21 protein-coding genes are annotated in these 20097 nt (G+C 62.5%); 7 read left to right on the top strand and 14 right to left on the bottom strand.

Annotation, left to right across the window (positions count from 1 at the left end):
* Positions 1-16 precede the first annotated feature (16 nt).
* The 4 genes from C9427_RS17040 (at position 17) to C9427_RS17025 (ending at position 5713) form a co-directional block, all read left to right on the top strand.
* Complete coding sequence (locus C9427_RS17040; protein WP_107650295.1) at positions 17-1252, top strand: hypothetical protein; 1236 nt, start codon at positions 17-19, stop codon at positions 1250-1252.
* Positions 1249-2007, top strand: coding sequence for an FkbM family methyltransferase (locus C9427_RS17035; protein ID WP_107650294.1), 759 nt, complete (start codon positions 1249-1251; stop codon positions 2005-2007). The genes C9427_RS17040 and C9427_RS17035 overlap by 4 nt, the downstream gene beginning before the upstream one ends.
* Positions 2008-2167: 160 nt before the next feature.
* Positions 2168-4729: a GcvT family protein gene (locus tag C9427_RS17030; protein WP_107650293.1), complete on the top strand. Its 2562-nt coding sequence runs from the start codon at positions 2168-2170 to the stop codon at positions 4727-4729.
* Between the two features lie 135 nt (positions 4730-4864).
* The gene (locus C9427_RS17025; RefSeq protein ID WP_167434383.1) at positions 4865-5713 is read left to right on the top strand and encodes a DUF1194 domain-containing protein; all 849 of its coding nucleotides are present in this window, start codon (positions 4865-4867) and stop codon (positions 5711-5713) included.
* Between the two features lie 98 nt (positions 5714-5811).
* Here C9427_RS17025 and C9427_RS17020 read toward each other — a convergent pair whose 3' ends face one another.
* The 3 genes from C9427_RS17020 to C9427_RS17010 all read right to left on the bottom strand — a co-directional run bounded on the left by C9427_RS17020 (position 5812) and on the right by C9427_RS17010 (position 7742).
* Positions 5812-6750, bottom strand: coding sequence for a GlxA family transcriptional regulator (locus tag C9427_RS17020; protein ID WP_425351098.1), 939 nt, complete (start codon positions 6748-6750; stop codon positions 5812-5814).
* 338 nt (positions 6751-7088) lie between these two features.
* The gene (locus tag C9427_RS35245; protein ID WP_013531161.1) at positions 7089-7223 is read right to left on the bottom strand and encodes a hypothetical protein; all 135 of its coding nucleotides are present in this window, start codon (positions 7221-7223) and stop codon (positions 7089-7091) included.
* 333 nt (positions 7224-7556) lie between these two features.
* Positions 7557-7742, bottom strand: coding sequence for a hypothetical protein (locus C9427_RS17010; RefSeq protein ID WP_107650415.1), 186 nt, complete (start codon positions 7740-7742; stop codon positions 7557-7559).
* A gap of 226 nt (positions 7743-7968) precedes the next feature.
* Between C9427_RS17010 and C9427_RS17005 the strand changes: the two genes are divergently transcribed.
* A complete protein-coding gene (locus tag C9427_RS17005) occupies positions 7969-8868 on the top strand; it encodes a LysR substrate-binding domain-containing protein (protein ID WP_107650291.1) in 900 nt (299 codons plus the stop codon).
* A gap of 41 nt (positions 8869-8909) precedes the next feature.
* Here the strand turns inward: C9427_RS17005 and C9427_RS17000 are convergent, their stop codons facing one another.
* The 9 genes from C9427_RS17000 to C9427_RS16960 form a co-directional block, all read right to left on the bottom strand.
* Positions 8910-9857, bottom strand: coding sequence for an alpha/beta hydrolase (locus C9427_RS17000; RefSeq protein ID WP_107650290.1), 948 nt, complete (start codon positions 9855-9857; stop codon positions 8910-8912).
* Positions 9858-10111: 254 nt separating this feature from the next.
* Positions 10112-10291 (bottom strand): hypothetical protein, encoded by a 180-nt coding sequence (locus C9427_RS16995; protein WP_107650289.1) that lies wholly within the window; start codon positions 10289-10291, stop codon positions 10112-10114.
* A gap of 186 nt (positions 10292-10477) precedes the next feature.
* Positions 10478-12607, bottom strand: a complete 2130-nt coding sequence (locus tag C9427_RS16990; RefSeq protein WP_107650288.1) for an ASKHA domain-containing protein — start codon at positions 12605-12607, stop codon at positions 10478-10480.
* The gene (locus C9427_RS16985; RefSeq protein ID WP_107650287.1) at positions 12558-13529 is read right to left on the bottom strand and encodes a methyltetrahydrofolate cobalamin methyltransferase; all 972 of its coding nucleotides are present in this window, start codon (positions 13527-13529) and stop codon (positions 12558-12560) included. Before C9427_RS16985 ends, C9427_RS16990 begins: the two co-directional genes overlap by 50 nt.
* Positions 13530-13608: 79 nt before the next feature.
* Entirely contained in the window at positions 13609-14700 is a 1092-nt protein-coding gene (locus tag C9427_RS16980) for a methylenetetrahydrofolate reductase (RefSeq protein ID WP_107650286.1), read from the bottom strand.
* A complete protein-coding gene (locus tag C9427_RS16975) occupies positions 14697-15293 on the bottom strand; it encodes a methylenetetrahydrofolate reductase C-terminal domain-containing protein (RefSeq protein WP_107650285.1) in 597 nt (198 codons plus the stop codon). The genes C9427_RS16980 and C9427_RS16975 overlap by 4 nt, the downstream gene beginning before the upstream one ends.
* Entirely contained in the window at positions 15286-15588 is a 303-nt protein-coding gene (locus C9427_RS16970) for a virulence factor (protein ID WP_056572575.1), read from the bottom strand. Before C9427_RS16970 ends, C9427_RS16975 begins: the two co-directional genes overlap by 8 nt.
* Positions 15589-15820: 232 nt before the next feature.
* On the bottom strand, positions 15821-16603 hold the full coding sequence (locus C9427_RS16965; RefSeq protein WP_107650284.1) for a formyl transferase: 783 nt from the start codon (positions 16601-16603) through the stop codon (positions 15821-15823).
* 75 nt (positions 16604-16678) lie between these two features.
* Positions 16679-17251 carry a DUF4893 domain-containing protein gene (locus C9427_RS16960; protein ID WP_107650283.1) on the bottom strand — a complete coding sequence of 191 codons (573 nt, stop codon included), beginning with the start codon at positions 17249-17251 and terminating at the stop codon, positions 16679-16681.
* A gap of 119 nt (positions 17252-17370) precedes the next feature.
* On the opposite strand from C9427_RS16960, the gene C9427_RS16955 reads away from it, so the two are divergent.
* A complete protein-coding gene (locus tag C9427_RS16955; protein WP_107650282.1) occupies positions 17371-18294 on the top strand; it encodes an NAD-dependent epimerase/dehydratase family protein in 924 nt (307 codons plus the stop codon).
* Between the two features lie 15 nt (positions 18295-18309).
* On the opposite strand, the gene C9427_RS16950 is transcribed toward C9427_RS16955, so the two are convergent.
* Positions 18310-18939: a DUF1638 domain-containing protein gene (locus tag C9427_RS16950; protein WP_107650281.1), complete on the bottom strand. Its 630-nt coding sequence runs from the start codon at positions 18937-18939 to the stop codon at positions 18310-18312.
* Positions 18940-19002: 63 nt separating this feature from the next.
* On the opposite strand from C9427_RS16950, the gene C9427_RS35325 reads away from it, so the two are divergent.
* Positions 19003-19143: an entericidin A/B family lipoprotein gene (locus tag C9427_RS35325; RefSeq protein WP_097577119.1), complete on the top strand. Its 141-nt coding sequence runs from the start codon at positions 19003-19005 to the stop codon at positions 19141-19143.
* A gap of 82 nt (positions 19144-19225) precedes the next feature.
* Here the strand turns inward: C9427_RS35325 and C9427_RS16940 are convergent, their stop codons facing one another.
* A complete protein-coding gene (locus C9427_RS16940; RefSeq protein ID WP_107650280.1) occupies positions 19226-19924 on the bottom strand; it encodes a corrinoid protein in 699 nt (232 codons plus the stop codon).
* Positions 19925-20097: the final 173 nt, after the last annotated feature.

Genomic DNA, 20097 nt, shown 5'->3' with positions numbered 1-20097 from the left:
TTCGCTGAGCGAAACGATGCTGACCAGGTCTCCCGCTCCGACAAGCCTGCTCGACCGGCTCACCGAGGCCGGCCTGGCGTGGGGCGAGGGCACCTATGCGCGCCTGGCAGCACCCATCGGGGCGGCGGCCTTCGGGCTCTACATCCTTTTGACCGCCGTGACGGCATGGTTCATGCCCGACGCCAATTGGGACATGCTGCCCTATCTCGCGATCGCCGAGGAAGGCACCTATCCCGATGCGCAGGCGCTGCATGATTATGCCTATGGTACCGTCAAGGCCGATGTGTCGGCGGGCGACTACAAGACGCTGACCGACGATGGCGGCGGCTTCCGCAGTCATATGGCCGGGAATGCCGCCGACTTTCACTCACTGCTCGGCATGTACCGGATCAAGTTCCTCTACGCCGAGATTCTGTCCACCATGAGTTCGGTGATGTCGCCGGTCGAGGCGATGCGGCTGGTGTCAGTGTTGTCAGTGCTGCTGTTCGGCGCGATCGCGCTGCTCTGGCTGCGGTCGGAAGGCGCGCTGGCGCTGGCGCCGGTCGTCGGCGCGGTGCTGATCATGGCCGATTTCGGCGAGGCGGCGCGCGCCTCGACACCGGATCTTCTGTGTTCGGCCCTGTTCCTCGGCGGACTGTTTGCCTATGTGCGCGGTCGCGACGTCGCCACCGCCATCCTGCTCTTCCTCGCCTTCATGGCGCGGCCGGACAACATCGTCTTCCTTGCCATTTTCGCCGTGTTGCTGATCGCCTTCCGGCAGAAGGCGTGGGGCGTTCTGGCCGGCTTTGCCGCATCGCTCGTCGCCTATTTCGCCATCTCGCACTGGGCCCAGCATCCCGGCTGGTGGCCGCATCTGTGGTTCTCCTCGATCGAGCAGCACTACAATATGGACGGCTTCGATCCGCCATTCTCGGTTGTCGCCTATCTCAAGGCTTTTGCCGCTTCCGTGGTTCGGGCCATCAGCCTGAACAGTTGGGTCGGCGTCTCGGTGCTGGCGCTGGCGGCTTGGTATGCGTCGAGCCGCGCCGGCTTCAGGCTCGGCCGTCGTGCCGGCATCCTGTTTGCGGCGCTCGTGCTCGGCGTGCTGGCGAAGTTCACCGTCTTCCCGATCCATGACACCCGCATCTACTTTCCCAACCTGATCCCGCCCTTCCTGCTGCTGGCCGGCCCGTTCATGGCGTTGTGGGCGTCGGTGAGCAGCAAAGGGCGCGGCGCCGCGCCATTGCACGTCATCGCTGGAGACAAGCCATGAGTTCCGTTTCCAGCCTGGCGCGCATCGCCCTGTCGCTCGGTCTTCCCACCGGCGTCCTCGACCGCGGGCCGTCGCTGCGCGGCACGAAGTTCCTGGCGAAGGCCGCGCTTAAAGCGCGCCTCGGTGGAGCAAAAAGGCCGTTCCAGATGGTCAATGTCGGCGCCTGCGATGGCGCGCTGTTCGATGACGTGACGCCCTGGCTGCACCGCATCCCGCGCGCTCGCGCCATGCTGGTCGAGCCGATCCCGTACAACCAGAAGCGGCTGCGTGCCAATTACCCGGACACTGAGCGCTTCACCATCGAACCAGTCGCGGTGACCAGGACCAAGGGGACGATCACCGTCCACACTTTCGATGCCGCGGCACTCGAGGCCGGCACGTTGCCGATCGAGTTCATCGGCTGTTCGTCGGTGACCGACACCAATTTGATGTCGGGCAAGAATGCCTGGGGCGAGGCCGATGCCAACTTCAACAAGTTCGCGCCGCATCTCAGGGACATAGAAGTGCCGTCGGAGACTTTGCAGACACTGCTCGACCGCAACGGCATCACCCATATTGATGCCTTCCTCGTCGATTGCGAAGGGGCCGACTGGATCGTCTTCGAGCAGCTCGATCTCCAGCGCTACCGTCCAGGCATGATCAAGGTCGAGGTCGGTGCGCTGCCGGCGACTGAGATCGGCCAGGTCGTGGTCAAGCTGAAGACCGCCGGCTACCAGGTCGGCTTCCAGGCCGAGGACATCTGGGCCTTCGCCTGAGGGATAGCTCCGCGCCCCTCGAAGGCATCTGACTTTATCGGGTCGCGCCGCACCTGCAGCGTGTCGCAAACAGGCGGTAGCGGGATGGCCGTCGCCTGCATATTGTGCGCCGATCAAACGGGCGCCGGGTGCCCGCTTTACCACTTTGGAGTCGCGGGCAATGGCAGGATTTCCGGAAAAGGCGAAGGTCGTCATTATCGGGCTGGGCGGCATTGTCGGCGCGTCGGTTGCCCATCATTTGATCGAACGCGGCTGGACCGATATCGTCGGCATCGACAAGTCAGGCATTCCGACCGACATCGGCTCGACGGCGCACGCTTCGGACTTCTGCTACACGACCAGCCATGATTTCCTGTCCTGCTGGACGACGCTCTACTCCATCGACTTCTACGAGAAGATGGGCCATTACGCGCGCATCGGCGGGCTCGAAGTCGCACGTGTCGGCGACGACAGCCGCATGGAAGAGATCAAGCGCAAGATCGCCTCGGCAAAGGCTTTTGGCACACGCGCCCGGCTGATCGAGCCGGCCGAGATCAAGCAGAAATTCCCGCTGATCGAAGAAGAGATGGTGCAGGGCGGCCTGTGGGATCCCGATGCCGGCCTGGTCATCCCGCGCTCGCAGACCGTCGCCGGCAAGCTGGTCGACCAGGCGGAAGCCACCGGCAAGCTCAAATCATTCGCCAACACGCCGGCGAGGTCGCTCATCGTCGAGGACGGCCGCATCAGGGGCGTCGTGACCGACCGTGGCACAATCATGGCCGACCATGTCGTGGTCTGCACGGGCATATGGGGCCGATTGACCGCCGAGATGGTTGGCGAGGATCTGCCGGTGATGCCGATCGACCATCCGCTGACCTTCTTCGGCCCGTATACCGAATTCGCCGGCACCGGCAAGGAAATCGGCTGGCCGCTGCTGCGCGACCAGGGCAATTCGGCCTATATGCGCGACACCGGCGATCCCAAGACCGCCGAGGGCGGGCAGATCGAGTGGGGCTATTACGAAGAGACCAATCCGCGCCTTTGCCATCCGCGCGACCTGCTGGAAAAGGACCAGGCGCGGCTTTCGCCCTCGCAGCGCGACCTCGACATGGAGCAGATCCTGGCGCCGCTCGAACGCGCCATGGAGCTGACGCCGATCCTGGGCGAACTCGGCTACAATGAGAGCCATTCCTTCAACGGCCTGCTGCAGGTGACGGCCGATGGCGGCCCGTCCATGGGCGAGAGCCAGAAGGTGCGGGGCCTGTGGTATGCCGTCGCCATATGGGTCAAGGACGGCCCCGGTATGGGCAAGCTGATCGCCGACTGGATGACGGACGGCCGCACGGCGATCGATCATCACGCCATCGACTATGCACGCTTCTATCCGCACCAGACGAAGGAGCAGTTCATCTGGGACCGGTGCACCGAGACGGCGATGAAGGTCTACAATCCGGCCGTGCATCCGCGCGAACCCTTCTCCAAGGGGCGCAACATCAGGCGCTCGCCGTTCTGGGAGCGCGAGAAGGAGCTCGGCGGCTATTTCATGGAGCTGGGCGGCTGGGAGCGCGCGCATGGCTACGCCGCCAACGAGCACCTGCTGGAGAAATACGGGAACCGGGTGCCGGTGCGCGAAAACGAATGGGACAACCGCCATTTCTGGCGTGTCTCCAATGCCGAGCATCTCGCCATGAGCGAAGATTGCGGCATCGTCAACCTGTCGCACTTCGCCATGTATGACGTCGAAGGGCCGGACCATGTCGCGTTGCTGGAATGGCTGTGCGCGGCCAAGATCGGCGGCGACAACAATATCGGCAAGGGCATCTACACCCACTTCCTCGACGAGGAGGGCATGGTGCGCGCCGACTTTACCGTCATCCGCATGGCCGACCGCTGCCGGGTGATCGACGGAGCCGACGCCGGGCCGCGCGACTTCCAGTACATGCGCCGCACCGCGCAGGATAAAGGTTTTGACGTCACCATTACCGATGTGACCGAGAAATACGTGACCATCGGCATCTGGGGTCCGAATGCGCGGGCGACCTTGCAGAAGGTGGTTGAGAATCCGGATGGGCTGTCCCTTGAAAACTTCCCCTTCGCGGCGATCAAGCCGGTCAGGATTGGTGGCAAGGATGTTGCCGCTTTCCGCATCTCCTATGTCGGCGAGCAGGGTTGGGAATTGCATATGCGCTATGAGGACGGGCTTGGCGTATGGGACGCGCTGCGTTCGACCGGCGTCATGCCCTTCGGCGTCGAGACCTATGCCAACACGCGGCGCATGGAAAAGAGCCTGCGGCTGCAGAACGCCGACCTCCTGACCGAGTACAATCTGCTGGAGGCCGATCTCGCCCGTCCGAAGGTCAAGGAAAATGATTTCTGCGGCAAGGCCAGGCATGTGGAGTATCGCGCCCGCGAGCACCAGCCGGCGATGCTGTGCACGCTGGTCATGACGAACAATATCGATGCGAAAGGTGTTGCCCGTTATCCCGTTGGCACGATGCCGGTGATGGACCCCAGGACTGGCGAAACGCTGGTCGACGAACTCGGCCGCCGGTCGTTCACGACCTCGATGGCCTATGGCCCGACCATCGGCAAGAATATCGGGCTCGCCTACCTGCCCTGGGCCTATGCCCAGGAAGGCCGCAAACTCAATGTCGAATATTTCGGCGAGATCTATCCGGTCGAGGTCGCCGCAGTCGGCTACAAGCCGCTCTACGACCCGGAGAACCTCAAGCCGCGCAGTTGAGCCTCCGAGCTTCCGCCTGGCGATCGGCTGCCGGCGCGGACCGGCTTGCCGTCGCAAAAAAATGTGAGCGGGTAAGCCCGGCTGTCGACCGGGCTTTTCTCTTTGTGCCGCGCTGATTCTCGCTTACGTTGCGGTATGTCTGCTGTTGCCCATGCAAGACAGCTTCTCTTAGCCAGCGCTGCGCTGGTGCTCACGCTTGGGTTCGCGCCTGCTTCGCTTGCGGACGAGCCTGTCGACATCGAGCTGGTGCTGGCCGTCGATGTTTCGCTGTCCATGTCGCCGGACGAACTCGAGATCCAGCGTCACGGCTACGTGGCGGCGCTGACGCATGACGACGTGCTGCAGGCCATCGCCGATGGCGCTCATGGCAAGATCGCCGTCACCTATGTCGAATGGGCCGGAACGACCTCGCAGCATGTCATCGTGCCCTGGACGGTGATCGCCAATCGCGCCGACGCCGAGCGGGTGGTCGAACAGCTTTCCGCCCGGCCGCCCAACAGTGCCCGGCGCACCTCGATCTCCGGGGCGCTGGAATTCTCCAGCGACCTCTTCGCCGAGAGCGGCTTTCAGGGCGTCAAGCGGGTCATCGACGTTTCGGGCGACGGCCCCAACAATCAGGGCGGTCCCGTCAACATCACCCGCGACGAGCTGGTCAGGCGAGGCATCACCATCAATGGCTTGCCGCTGATGACCAGAAGCGGCTTCACGAGCGTCTATGACGTCAATGATCTCGACCGCTACTATACCGATTGCGTCATCGGCGGGCCGGGCGCGTTCATGATCCCGGTGAATGAGTGGACGCAATTTCCCGAGGCGATCCGCCGCAAGCTGGTGCTGGAGCTTGCCGGGCGCGATTCGCCGCAATGGGCGGCGAATGAGGCGGCGCATCCGCCGGTGGTGCTGGCGCAGGACAGACCAGTCACCGATTGCCAGGTCGGCGAGAAAATGTGGCGCGACCGCAGCTTTATGTTCGACAGTCGCTAGAGCCTGTTCCATGCCGATGGAATCGGGATGGGGCCATCTCTTGAGCATGATCTTTTCCGAAAACCGGTTCCCACTTTTCGGGATCATGCTCCAGGGGCTCAAGCCGCCAGCAATTGCTTGCGGTCGACGCGCTCCTGCTGCGGCGAGCGCGCATAGAGCTCCCGGTAGCATTTGGAGAAATGCGAGGCCGAGACGAAGCCGCAGGCGACCGCCACCTCGACCACGGGCAACGACGATTGGATCAGCAAGTGCCTGGCCCGGTCGAGCCGGATCTCCAGATAGTAGCGGGCAGGGGACCTGCCCATCTCGGTGCGGAACAGCCGCTCGATCTGGCGACGCGACAGGTCGACATGGTCGGCGATCTCGATCAGCGACAGCGGCTCGGAAAGGTTCGCCTCCATCAGTTCGATGATGGTCAGCACCTTGGAGTTCTGCACGCCGAGGCGGGCACGCAACGGCAGACGCTGGCGGTCGGTCGGGCTGCGCACGCGGTCGGTCAGCACCTGCTCGCACACCCGGTTGACCAGGCTCTCGTCGAAATCGTCGCCGATCAGCTTCAGCATCATGTCGAGCGCGGCGGTGCCGCCGGCGCATGTGTAGACGTTCTGATCGATCTCGAAGAGGTCCGCAAAGACATTGGCTTTCGGGAAGGCCTCGGAGAAGCCGGGCAGATTTTCCCAATGGATCGCGCAGCGTTTGTTGGACAACAGGCCGGCGGCCGCCAGTATATGCGCGCCGGTGCACAGGCCGCCGACAGCGACGCCGCGATTGTATTCCTCGCGCAGCCAGGCGAAGGCCGACTTGTTCTGGTAGCGCTCGACATTGATGCCGCTGCAGACGATCGCCATGTTCGGTCGCTCCGGCCCGGACATCTTCTTGCGCTCTTCCTCGAGCGAGGTGTTGACGGCGCATTCGACGCCGTTCGAGGCGCGCACCGGCTTGCCGTCGATGCTGGCGAGACGCCAGCGATAGGCTTCGTAGCCGAGCATACGGTTGGCCGAGCGCAACGGATCGAGCGCCGTCGCAAAGGCGATCATGGTGAAATCGGGGACCAGGAAGAACACAAACGATCGTCTGACCGGATGCTTTACGACGTTCACAGGGGAACCCTCACGCTGCGATGGCGCGAACAGGATGTCGCGATCAGTATAGCGTCATCAGGAAAAACCTTTCCTGTCAATTGGCTAGGAGGCAACGGGAAGACTTTATTTGCGACACGGGTCGCAAATGGGCAATCACTATGCGGCGAACGATCGACACGCGGCCGGATTGAGCAGATGCGCCGGGTGTAAAATGAAAACGCCGCCTCGGCAGGACCGAAGCGGCGTGAAATCGTGTGCTAGGCAGCGGCGTGCGCTGCTTAGAGCTTGTCAAATCAGGCGACGAAGCCGAGACGCGCGGCATTCATGGCACCGGTCTGGCCGGGCATGGTGTTGGCCAGGCGCTGGCGCTCGAGCGCGGTCGTCAGGTTCATTTCACGGCGAGCGAAAAGGCGGGCAAAAAGCTTCATTGTCATCTCCATTCGGTTGCTCAGACGGGTCGCCTTCGCTTGATGGAGTGGGGCAGCTCGTTTGCTGGCACCGATATAGGCTTACGTGAGGGGAAACTAAATGACAAAAGCGAAGCACTTGATATGAAAAGCGACACGGAATGCGACAAATTTGGGCAGGGTGCCCAGGATTTGTGATCATTTACAGTCGGTTAGTTCAAAATCGGAGCTGCTATGCGGCTTTCTCATGTGCGCCATGCAGCGCCAGCATGGCTCCTGAATTCGTTTGAGTGCAAATAAAAAGGCCTGCCGGACGGGTCGTGCGGCAGGCCTTCAGCACTTGGTACACACGATCTACTTTGCTCCAGCCCAGGATCCAACGCCATGGCGCGTGCTGGTCTTGGTATCGGCGGCTTCAGGCCAGCCGATGTCCTTCTGCAGTTCGATCGGCAGCGCGTGGATGGCGCGTTCGGTCTGGTAGCGGGCGCGGGCCTCGCTGAATTCGGTCGCGATGCGACCGATGGACGACAGGATAGACATTTCGTTCTCCTTTGCGTGTTTGGTTTTCAGGTCGCTGTGCATGGGAAGCGCTACACAAGGTTTGTTTCAGCTTCATTTCGTGTCGAATGCAGGTTCGTGTCATGGTCGTTTCAAGACCGGTTTTGATACGCCCTGCTTCGATGGAGTTGACTATCCTCCCAAAGTGATGTTCAATCAAACGAAATGGAATGATCGTTTGCATCAGAAAAATTGAAGGTCGGTTCCCATGAACGCCCCACTCAATCATCCGCTGCCGCTGCTCGATCTCGATGTCCTGCGCACTTTCGTGGCGATCGCCGAGACCGGCAGCTTCACCACCGCGGCCAATGCCGTCTTCCGCACGCCGTCGGCCGTCTCCATGCAGATCAAGAAGCTGGAGGACATTCTCGGCCGCTCGGTGTTCGCGCGTGATGCGCGCTCGGTGACGTTGACCACGGATGGCGAGATGCTGCTCGGCTATGCCCGCCGGCTCTTGTCGATCAACCGCGAGGTGGTGTCGAAATTCATCATTCCCGACATTGTCGGGGTGGTGCGGCTCGGTTCGCCGGACGATTATGGCGAGCGCGTCCTGCCGCATGTGTTGAAGCGTTTTGCGCAATCGCATCCCTCGATCGCCGTCGATGTCACCATCGATCAGAGTAGCAATCTGCGCCGGCGCATGGACGACCGGGCGCTCGATATCACGCTGCTCACCAATTCCTACAAGACCAGCGCGCTTGGCGCCGAAGTGCTGCTGACCGAGCCGATCGTCTGGGCCGGCGCCAAGGGTGGCTGCGCGCATCTGCGCGAACCGCTGCCAGTCTCCTTGTGGGAAGAGGGGTGTGCCTGGCGGGCTGGCGCCCTCGAGGCGCTCGGCCGCGCGGGCCGCAACTACCGCATCGCCTATATGAGCGCGCATACGGCCGGCCAGCGCGCCGCGATCATGTCCGACCTGGCGGTGGCGCCGCTGCCGAAATCCTTCCTCGGCAACGATATGGTCGAGCTTTGCCCTAAGGACGGCATGCCCGATATCGGCACCTACAACCTCGCCATGGTCGTGGCGCCGGACGCCAGCGCACCGGTCAAGGCGGTCGCCGACCATATCCGGGCGACCTTCGAACTGTTCAGGGAAACCGGCAAGTTCTGATCAGGACAATGATCTGAACAGCGCAGCCAGGTGGTGAGCGGTCACGTCGCGATCTGGCCCTGCAGCGACCATCCGCCGGCCTCGGCGCGACGCGTTTTGGTTTCACCGGTCAAGAAGGCCACGATGCTGTTCCGCGCGCGCCTTGCCTCCGGCATGTCGATAAGCGGCCAGACGTGGAACATGCCCTCCTCGTAGACGACCTCGACGTCGACGCCGGCGGCACGGGCCTTTTGCGCGAAAATCAGATTGTCGGGGCTGAGCAGATCGTGCGAACCCGTCAGAAGCAGCGTTTTAGGCAGCACCGATAAATCGCCATAAAGCGGACTGATGCGCCAGTCGCTGGGATTTATGCCGGCGCTGTAAAGCCGGATCGCCTCCAGCCCACCCGGAATGCCCAGCCACGGATCGTTGCGTTCAGCCTCGAACACCTCGGGGTTGGCGAGCGACATGTCGAGGCCTGGCGAAATCAGCACATGACGCGACGGCAGGGGCCGTGCGTCTTCCGCAGCCATCATGGTCAGCACCACGGCCATATTGCCGCCGGCGGAATCGCCCATGAAGACGATGTCCTCGGCTTCCGTCTCGTCGAGCATCCGCCGGTAGACCTCGCCGACCATGCCGAACATGGCATGGAAATCATGTTCGGGGGCGATGGGATAGATCGGCACGGTGATGCCGAAGCCCAGCCGGTTGGCCATCTCGGCGATCAGCCCCCAATGATAGGACGTGATTTGAAAGACATAGGCGCCACCATGCAGGTAAAGGATACGCTTGCGCTCGCCGGCCTTGGGCGCGATCTCATAGACAGGAAAACCGCCGACGCTGCGCGTCGTGATATCGAAGCGTTGATGCAGCGCGGCAGGCGGCCGGTGGTCCTCGGTCTTGCGGGCATAGGCGATCCAGCGCTGCAGGTTTTCCGGGCTGGAAAAAGCCTGCTTGCGGCTGTGCCTGAGCACGAAGGATACGACATGGCTTTTCAAACTGGGCATGCGGACATACGGACTTCGGCTGAGCCGACTAAGAGAACCCCCATCATCCGAAGATCGTATCTTCATCCAAGATGTCAAGATTTGCGCGGTGTCAATACGATGTGATCTGGTGACCGGGGCCAGTATTCAATCGTCCGCGCACCGCGACGTTCAGCGTCGGGGCAGCAGCGCGGCATGCAGCCTGGTGTCGGCCGCCGGAGCCGCGGGACGGCTCCGGCGCTTGCCGAGCAGTTTGCATTTGTCGGCGAAGGTCATCAGCGCGCCGAACCCAACAGCAGGGCCGACAGCTTGGCCTGCGGGTCGTCGCGCTGCGATACGGGCCAGCCGATATCCTTCTGGATTTCGGACGGCAGGCTGTTGAGCGCGCGGATCGACTTGCTTCTGTTGTGTGCATGCTTGATGGCGGCGCCATAGCGGCCGAGACTTCCGAACATCTTCTTCTCCCTTGAAGCGGTGGTTGGAAGACATTTCCTGCCTACCGTTCGATGCCCGTTAAATGCTCCCAGCATGTATCTGAGGGATTTCGCGAAAACGGCGTTTCGGTTTCCAGATCGGGTCGATCTGGAAACATTTGCATGCAAATGAAATCGTAACGAAATGCCGCTTTCGCTGGCGGGATGCTACTCCCGGCCGCGCCGAGCCGCGTGGCCTTCGCGCGAACGCCGCCGCGGGGCGGCGTCGCCAGCAACACCGTTCTCGCTGACGGTTTTGCGGGGCGGCAATTTCACCGCCGCCGACAGTTTCGGGAACGGGTCGACCTTGTTCGGCAGCGCCATGGCGTAGACGAAATGCTCCTGGAATTTCGGCTCCAGCGCCGTCTCGATCTTCTCGATCTGGCTTACGGTTTGCTCGATCTCGCGGCGGTAGCCGCGGTTCAGGAGCGCCATGCGAGCACCGGCGCCGGCGGCGTTGCCGACGGCCGAGACCTTGTCGAGGTCGCAGTCCGGGATCAGGCCCAGCACCATGGCGTATTTCGGATCGATGAAGGAGCCGAAGGCACCGGCGAAGTGAATGCGGTCGACATGCTCGGTATGCTGCTTCTCCATCAAGAGCTTGGTGCCGGCATAAAGTGCGGCCTTGGCCAGCTGGATGGCGCGTATGTCGGTCTGGGTGATGGTGATCTTCGGCTCGCCTTCCTTCAGCACGTAGGAAAAGGTGCGGCCATTGGCGACGACGCGCGGCGAGCGGGCCGAAAGCCCGCCGTCGATGACGCCGTCCTCGGAGATGATGCCGGCGAGATACATTTCAGCGACCACCTCTATGATGCCGGAGCCACAGATGCCGGTGACGCCGGTCGCCCGCACGCTGTCGAGGAAGCCAGGTTCGTCGGACCACAGTTCCGAGCCGATGACGCGGTATTTCGGCTCCAGCGTGTCGGGATCGATGCGCACGCGCTCGATCGCGCCGGGCGCGGCGCGCTGGCCGCCGGAGATCTCGGCGCCCTCGAAGGCCGGGCCGGTGGGCGAGGAGGCCGCCACCACCCGCTGGCGGTTGCCGAGCACGATCTCGGCATTGGTGCCGACATCGACGATCAGCATCATCTCGTCCTGGCGGTGCGGGCCTTCCGAGAGCGTCACGGCCGCCGCATCGGCGCCGACATGGCCGGCGATGCAAGGCAGCATATAGAGGCGCGCGCCCTGGTTGAGCTTCAGGCCGATATCCGACGCCTTGATGTGCACCGCGCCAGAGACGGCTAGCGCAAACGGCGCGCCGCCAAGCTCGGTCGGGTCGATGCCGAGGAACAGATGGTGCATGATCGGATTGCCGACGAAGACGGAATCCAGGATGTCGTTGCGCTGGACATTGCCTTCCGCGCAGACTTTGTCGACGAGACCCGAGATCGCCTCGCGCACCGCCACCGTCATGCCCTCGCGACCGTCCGGGTTCATCATCACATAGGAAACGCGGCTCATCAGATCCTCGCCGAAGCGGATCTGCGGATTGGATGTGCCCGACGAAGCGGCGACGCGGCCGGACAGCAGCGACACCAGATGCATGGCAATCGTGGTCGAGCCGATGTCGCAGGCAAGACCGTAGGCCTCGTTTTTGAGGCCCGGCCACAAGGAGATAACCCGCGCTGTCTCGCTTTCGGCATCCTTGTGGATGGCGGCGGTCGCGGTCCAGTTGCCCTTGCGCAAGATGCCTTGCACCTGCGGCAGGAGATGGAAATCGAAGTCGAGGCTTTTCAGCCCCCAATCCTTCATCAGCGCGATCTTCAGGCGATCGAGATCGCCCAGCGGCTTGTGCATGTCGGGCTCTTCGATCTCGACATAGCACATGTGTATTGCCGAATCGCGGGCGATGACCCTGGTGTCGGCATCCTTGCGGATGGTCTGCGCATTGATGACAGTGTCCTGCGGCACGTCGATGACGAGGTCGCCGAGGATCTGCGCCGAGCAGGAGAGGCGCCGCCGCTCGGGCAGGCCGCGCACGCGTTCGTAGCGCTCTTCCTTGGCGCCCTTGGGCGAGATGTGGTCATTGGAAGAGACGATCTTGTGCTTGGCGAAATTGCCTTCCTGCACCTCGATCTGGCAGCGCCCGCACGTGGCGCGTCCGCCACAGACGCTCTCGACATAGACGCCGAGCTGGCGTGCGGCATCGAGCACCGGCGTGCCGACCGGAAACCGGCCGCGCTTGCCCGACGGCATGAACAGCACGAGCGGGTCGGTGATGTTGGCAGGAGAGTTCACGATTGCGCGCTTATCCCCTCGCCATACGGGCTTCACGGCCGCCGCGCCGGCGGCCGCCATTGCCGCCTTCGCCTGGCGCGTTGACAGCCGTGGGTGCCGCGACCGCCTGGCCGCCTTCGGCCGGCTTGTAGTCCTTATAGGTCCTGATCCAGTTGGTGCAGTTCTCGTCGGTGCCGTTCAGCACATTGGCGCCGCGCACCGCTTCCATTTCCTGCGGCCGCACCGGATTCATGATCGCCGAGGTCATGCCGGCGCCGATCACCATCGGGATGAAGGCGGCGTTGATGCCGTGGCGATGCGGCAGGCCGAACGAAATGTTGGACAGGCCGCAGGTGGTGTTGACCTTGAGTTCCTCGCGCAGCCGGCGCAGCAGTGCGAACACCTGGCGGCCAGCGTCGCCCAGCGCGCCGATCGGCATCACCAGCGGGTCGACGACGACGTCATGCGCCGGAATGCCGAAATCGGCGCAGCGCTGGACGATCTTCTTGGCGACGGCGAAGCGCACGTCCGGATCCATCGAAATGCCGGTCTCGTCGTTGGAGATGGCAACGACCGGAACGTTGTATTTCTTGATCAGCGGCAGGATGGCCTCGAGCTTCTCTTCCTCGCCGGTGACGGAGTTGACCAGCGGGCGGCCCTTGGCGACCTTGAGCGCCGCCTCGATGGCGGCGGTCACCGAACTGTCGATCGACAGCGGCAGGTCGACCAGGCCCTGCACGATCTCCAGCGTCTGCACCAGCAGCGCCGGTTCGGTCGCGTTGGGGTCGACGGCGGTGACGCCGGCATTGACGTCGAGCATGGTCGCGCCGCAGGCGGCCTGCTCCAGCGCGTCCTTGATGACGGTCTCGAAATTGCCCGCCACCATTTCGGCGGCCAGCTTCTTGCGGCCGGTCGGGTTGATGCGCTCGCCGATCACGCAGAAGGGCTGGTCGAAGCCGATGATGATTTCTCGTGTCGCCGAGGCGACGATCGTCCGGGTCATGAAATCTCTCCGTCGTGATATAAAGAGTTCTTTATATCGTTTCTGATTTCGATCAAGCGAATGGTCACGGTTGGCATCATCAATGCGCCGTCTTGACCATGTCGACCTGCGTTTCGGTAATGTCGTCGTGCAAGATGCGGTCGAGCCGGTCGGCGACCATCTGGTCGTCGCGACGGATTTCGCGCTTCCACGGCTGGCGGCCCTTCAACACGCCCGATTCATCGACGATCTCGGCGACATACTCCTCCTGGCGGTACGCCATCACATGGACGCCGGAAACGCCTGATATTTCCTTCACCTCGTTGATGATGTCGATGCAGAGCTGCTTGCCTTCCTTCTTCTGGTCCTGGGCGCCCTCCAGCCGCTTGATGATTGCGTCAGGGATATGGATGCCCGGCACGTTGGAGCGAATCCATTTGGCGGTCTTGGCCGAGGCCAGCGGCCCGACGCCGCACAGGATGAAGCATTTCTCCGTGAAGCCGAGATCGCGGACCTTCTGCATGTAGGTGCGGAACATCGGCACGTCGAAGCAGTACTGGCTCTGCACGAATTGTGCGCCGGCGGCGATCTTCTTGCCCAGCCGATGCGGGCGGAAATCGATCGGCGGCGCGAAAGGGTTGATCGCCGCACCGAGGAAGAGCTGCGGCGGCGTCGTCAGCTTGCGGCCGGACAGGAACTTGCCGTTGTCGCGCATGATGCGGCATGTCTCCAGCAGCGACATACAGTCGAGGTCGAACACCGGCTTGGCGCCGGGCTGGTCGCCGGCCTGCACGCCGTCGCCGGTCAGGCACAGCATGTTGGCGACGCCCATCGCCGCCCCGCCCAGCACGTCGCCCTGGATGGCGATGCGGTTCCTGTCGCGGCAGGCGATCTGCATGATCGGCGCATAACCCATGCGGGTCAGCAGCGCACAGATGCCAACCGACGACATGTGGCAGTTGGCGCCCGACGCATCGACGGCGTTGATGGCGTCGACCCAGCCATCGAAGATTTTCGCACGGTTGTAGACGTCTTCGGGATCAGCGCTGTCGGGCGGGTTGAGCTCGGTGGTCACCGCGAATTCGCCGCGCCGAAGCACGCGTTCCAGCCGTCCACGCGACGTATGGCCGGGCAGGGGTTCGAGCGGCAGATGGATGCCGGCCGGATTCTCGTCGCGCTGGCGGCCGATCATGCCGATGCCCCGGTCTTGGCGTTGGCGGCGGCTTCGCGCGCGGCGGCGGCCTGCGCGGTCACCCGCAGCCAGGCCGAGGTTTCGCGCAGCGACTGGTCGACCGGCTTTTGCACGTCGAGGATCTTGTCGCCATGCACCATGTTCCGGGAGCCTTCCCAGGCTTTCACCCAGACGCAAGGCATATCGGGCTCGACCTCGCAATTGCCATTGGCGCGCACGCCGCCACAAGGGCCGTTGCGCAACTGCTTGGGGCAGTTCATCGGGCATGACATGCCGGTGGAGGAGAGTACGCACTGGCCGCACATGCGGCAGTCGAACATGAAGCCCTTGACGCGTTTTTCGACGAATTTGATCGGTCCTTCGACCCTGTTGTAGCCGATGCCCTTCCACAAGGGATGCAGCAACAGGAACATGTCGGCGAACCTCGAATAGAACCATTCGAGCAGGCGCGAATGGCGGATCGACCACAGCCGCACCGCGAAGGAGCGCTGGACGCGCCGCTGCGGCGACACGTCGGCCGGCTTGTAGTCGGATTTCGGCGCTGCCTTCTTGACCAGTGTGGCCTGGGTAACCGGCTGGGTGGTTTCAGACATTTTCTTTCCCGCCCGCCTTGACCAGAGCGACCAGCCGCTCGCGGTCGTATTTCGCGTCGAGCTCCTGAAAGGCTTTTTCGACCTCGGCTTCGAGGTCGTCGCCGACCGGCACGGGGTCGGCCTTGCGCCATTCTGCCAGGTAGTCGTCGGTGCCGCCGGCGCCTGTGCGCATGGCGCACATGTCGATCGCCTCGGTGAAGCGCAGCGGCAGTTCGCGCTTGGCGTTCTGCCGGCCTTTCTTGACGATGACCTGGGCGGGGATATCGCGCCAGTAGACGACAATCAGATCGGCCATGAATTCTCGCTCCTGCAGGGCGCTTCGAGTCTGATTGGAAAGGACGCCCTGCCACTTTCACTCTGCTGCATCGCGCTTTTCCGACGATCGATTTCGATTTTCGGGCCGATGCAACAGTTTCGAGCATTGCCGCAAGCGCCATCAGGCTGCTTGTTATGGGACGACGCGCGCGCATTCAAAAGCGACGCAATCGTAAGCGGCAAGAGAAAGGCGAGATTTCAGAGCGGCTGGATCACCAGACGCCGCTTTTCGCGCCGGTCCAGACATAGAACCAGATCGTCGGATGGTACCATTGTTTCGAAGGCAGGCCGGAATCCGATGTGGCGAGCTTTCCGGCCAGCGCATCGCCGACCGCGTCGACGCAGATGTCGCGCGAAAACGCCGCCTGCCGCAGCGCGTAGCTTGAAATCGTATCGCCCGGACCAGGCTTGCCGCGCGCCTGCCGCAGTACGCCGCCAGTGTCGACGCCGGCGTCGACCAGATGCACGGTGGTGCCGAAGTTTTCCGCATCGCCGGAAGCCAGCGCCCAGTAGCCACCGTTCATGCCGCGATATTTGGGCGTTATGCCGGCATGATAGTTGAGGACCGGGCAAGGCAATTTCGCCAGCGTTTGCCGCGACAGCAGGCGGCAGCCGGCAAGCAGCACGACGCCGGGCCGGATGTCTTCGATCGCCTGCAGACACTCCGGTGCATTGGCCGAAGGCACGTGGATGATCTTTTGTCCTGATTTGGGTTCGGTTTGGAGTTTCTGTTCGGCGATGATGCGTGCTGCATGGCCGGCGAAAAACCGTTTGCCGAGCCGTGTCAGCACCATCGTGCCAAGCTGTCCTATGGCATGCGCCCAGCCTTGGCGGCGAGCGCGCCCAAGCAGCAATTGCTTTTTGGATTCAGGCGTTTCGAGGATGACGCTGACAGGCCCAAGCCGATCGGCGATGGCGTTGACGATGGCCCAGATATGCGGACCGCCCTCGGTGACGACGACGATCGGCGGCAGGTCTGATTTCAAGGGATCCATGGTCGCGACGTGCCGTCCGGATAGACATGGTCTTGGCGCGCCGGACGCTAAGTGGTCCGGGTTAATCCTTGGTGATCAGCGCTTGAATTCGAGGATGTCGAGCTTCGATTCGTAATAGGGCGCCGGGAACTCGATGCGCCATTCATTGGCGCTGTTGCGGAAAGCATAGCCGACCTGGTCGCTTTGCGGGCCGCTGGCATAGGGTTTTGCGGGGTCGTTGTTGACATAGAAGGAGCCGAGATAGATCGAGCGCTTTTCGCCGTCGTCGAAGAAACGGCCCTTGGTGCGCTGCGAGCCGCTGACCTTTTCCAGCATCCAGCCCGATCCGTCGTCGCTCACCTTGCACTTGAACCAGCCATAGATAACCAGCGCGCCGAGCCCACCGGCCTTGATGGTGCGACATTGCCAGTTGCCGGTCAGGTCCTTGTCGGAAAAGGCGACCAGCGGCTTCGCCAGAAGCGCGTCGAGCTGTTTGACCTCGGCGGGACTGCCTGCCTTAGCCTCTTCGAGAGCTGCCTTGCGCGTCTCGCCATATTTGTCGAGCCGCGCCTTGTCCGCGGCGGTGATAAGCTTCTGCACCTCGCCATCGGCGAGCGCGGGCAGGGCGAAGCAGACAATTCCTGCGGCAATCAAGAGACGAACGATCATCGGTGCGTTTCCCCTGTGGCTGGAACAGCCTGTTTTCCTGTCTGGCGCATAACTTACCGGTTCGCGGCGGCCTGTCATCCGTGCTTAACAGCGTCAGCTCAAAAATCATGGTTTGATCGATGCGGATCTTGCTGACAGGATCGTCAGGCTGGCTGGGCAGCGCGCTGGCGCCGCGGCTGCGGGCGCTTGGCCATGACGTGATCGGGCTCGATCCCATTGCGTCGGCGAAGACACTGATTGTCGGCTCGATCGCCGACCGCGATCTGGTCATGCAAGTTGTCAGCGAAAACCGTATCGAGGCGATCATCCACAGCGGCGCGCTGCACAAGCCCAACATCGAGAACCACGGCAACAGCGATTTCGTCGCGACAAACGTGCAAGGCACGCTCAATCTGCTGGACGCGGCGGTGGCATCTGGCGTTCAACGCTTCGTCTTCACGTCGACGACCTCGCTGATGATCTCGCAAGCCATTCGCGCCGGCTTCACCGGCGGCGCGCGCAAGGCCGCCTGGCTGACGGAAGAGATGTCGCCCGAGCCGCGCAACATCTACGGCGTTACCAAGCTTTCGGCCGAACATCTCTGCCGTCTCTACCACATCGAACACGGCTTGCCTGTCATCGTGCTGCGCACGGCGCGCTTCTTTCCCGAAGCCGACGACATGGCGCATGCGATCGAGCAATCGGACGCCAACACCAAGGCCAATGAATTGCTGTTCCGCCGGCTGACGGTGGAAGACGCGGCCGCCGCCCATATCGCGGCGCTGGAAAAGGCGCCGCAACTGGGCTTCGACATCTTTATCGTCTCGGCTGCAACGCCGTTCCAGCCTGACGATTGCGAGGCATTGATCGCTGACGCACCATCGGTCGTTGCGCGCTATTTTCCGGAGTTTCCGGCGCTTTATGCAAAGAAGGGCTGGACGATGTTCTCCTCGATCGACCGCGTCTACGACGCCGCGCGGGCGAGGGAGAGGCTGGGATTCGTCTGCAAGACGAGCTTTGCCGATGTGCTTGCCGCACTCGCGGCGGAAGCGGGGACTGCCTAGAACTATCTTCAGGCTTCAGGCGTGCACCGCGGCGCCGGCCAGTTCCGCCGTCAGGTCGCCATAGCCGGTCGAGCGGCGCTCATAGGCAAGACCGAGCATCTTCGCGGCTTTCTCGGCGACCTTGTCGAGTTCGGGATCGTCGGTCTGGGCAAGATAGACCAGCTTCTCGTAATTGCCGAAATAGTCCTTGATCAGCTCCGGGTGCCTGTCGAGGCCGAGCGGCTTCATGAAGAAGGCGTCGAACTGCCGGCACAGGAAGTCGGTCATGTAAAACGACATCATGTCGTCGTCGGCGACTTTCGCATAGGCAGCCATGCCCTGGTAGAAAGCAAAGCAGTGCGGCCCGGCCATGCGTTCGACGCCATGCTTCTCGCAGACGCGGTCGAGCAGGCCGCCGGTGCCGCAATCGGCATAGCCGACGAAGATGTTGGCGTAGCCGTCCGCCTTGGCCTTCACGATCGCCTTGTCCATGGCCGGCGCGATGCGATCGGGATAAAAATGGAACTCCGCCGGCAGGCAGGTCAGCTCGAGATGGTCGAGCCCGAGCTGCTCCTTGACGGCCAGAACTTCGCGCGCAATCATCCCGCAGGCGATGACCAGCAGCCTGTCCGCTTGATTCGGTTTCGTTTTTTGCCTCTTGGCCATGGAACCAGTCAAACCGGCCTTCGTTGCTTGGGGCGAATCTATCGAGAGAGGGATAAACCGTCCATGAAACTGTTACGCACTGCGCCGATAGCGATCCTTGCTTGCGCCCTGGCTCTTTCGGCCTGCGCCAACACGGTTCGCGGCGTCGGCAAGGATGTCAAATCCACTGCGAATGCTGTTGAAGATACCGTCAACAACCCCTGATCCGTACGCAGCCGTCTCCAACATCTGGTAACAAAAAAGCCGCGCTGCAAGGCGCGGCTTTTGGCAGGGGCCTTGCTAAAGGTCAGGCCGAAGCGCGCACATTGTGCTTGCGCTTCATGAAATCCTTGGCCGTCTCGACCGCCACTGCCGCGTCGCGGCAATAGGCGTCGGCGCCGACCGCCTTGCCGAATTCCTCGTTGAGCGGCGCGCCGCCGACCAGCACGACATAGTCGTCGCGGATGCCCTTTTCCTTCATCGTGTCGATGACGACCTTCATATAGGGCATGGTCGTGGTCAGCAGCGCCGACATTCCGATGATGTCGGGCTGATGCTGCTCGATGGCGTCCAGGTATTTTTCGACCGCATTATTGATGCCGAGGTCAATGACGTCGAAGCCCGCCCCCTCCATCATCATGCCGACGAGGTTCTTGCCGATGTCGTGGATGTCGCCCTTGACCGTGCCGATCACCATCTTGCCCTGCTTCGGCGCGCCGGTGGCGGCGAGCAGCGGACGCAGGATGAACATGCCGGCCTTCATCGCGTTGGCGGACAACAGCACTTCGGGAACGAACAGGATGCCGTCGCGAAAATCCTCGCCGACGATGCGCATGCCCTCGACCAGCGCCTCGGTCAGCACCTTGTAGGGCACCCAGCCGCGCTCGAGCAGGATCTGCGTTCCTTCCTCGATTTCTTCCTTCAGCCCGTCATAAAGGTCGTCGTGCATCTGCTGCACGAGTTCGTCGTCGGAAAGCTCGGAAAGGATGATCTCGTCGTCGGCCATTTTTTCTCGGGCTCCTTGCCGCGTGGGACAATCACGGCAGCTCAAAAATACTGCGTCAATACCTAACCCGCGAGGGCCGCTTGTCCATAGCTGATTTGCGACTTCCCGCAAAAGGAAAGCGACCGCAAATCTATTGGAATTCTTGTCGATTTTGCGACAGGCGTTGGCGCTGG

It is taken from the genome of Mesorhizobium helmanticense (genome assembly GCF_003034915.1).
Taxonomy (GTDB): Bacteria; Pseudomonadota; Alphaproteobacteria; order Rhizobiales; family Rhizobiaceae; genus Mesorhizobium; species Mesorhizobium helmanticense.
This window is presented reverse-complemented; position numbering and strand designations above follow the sequence as displayed.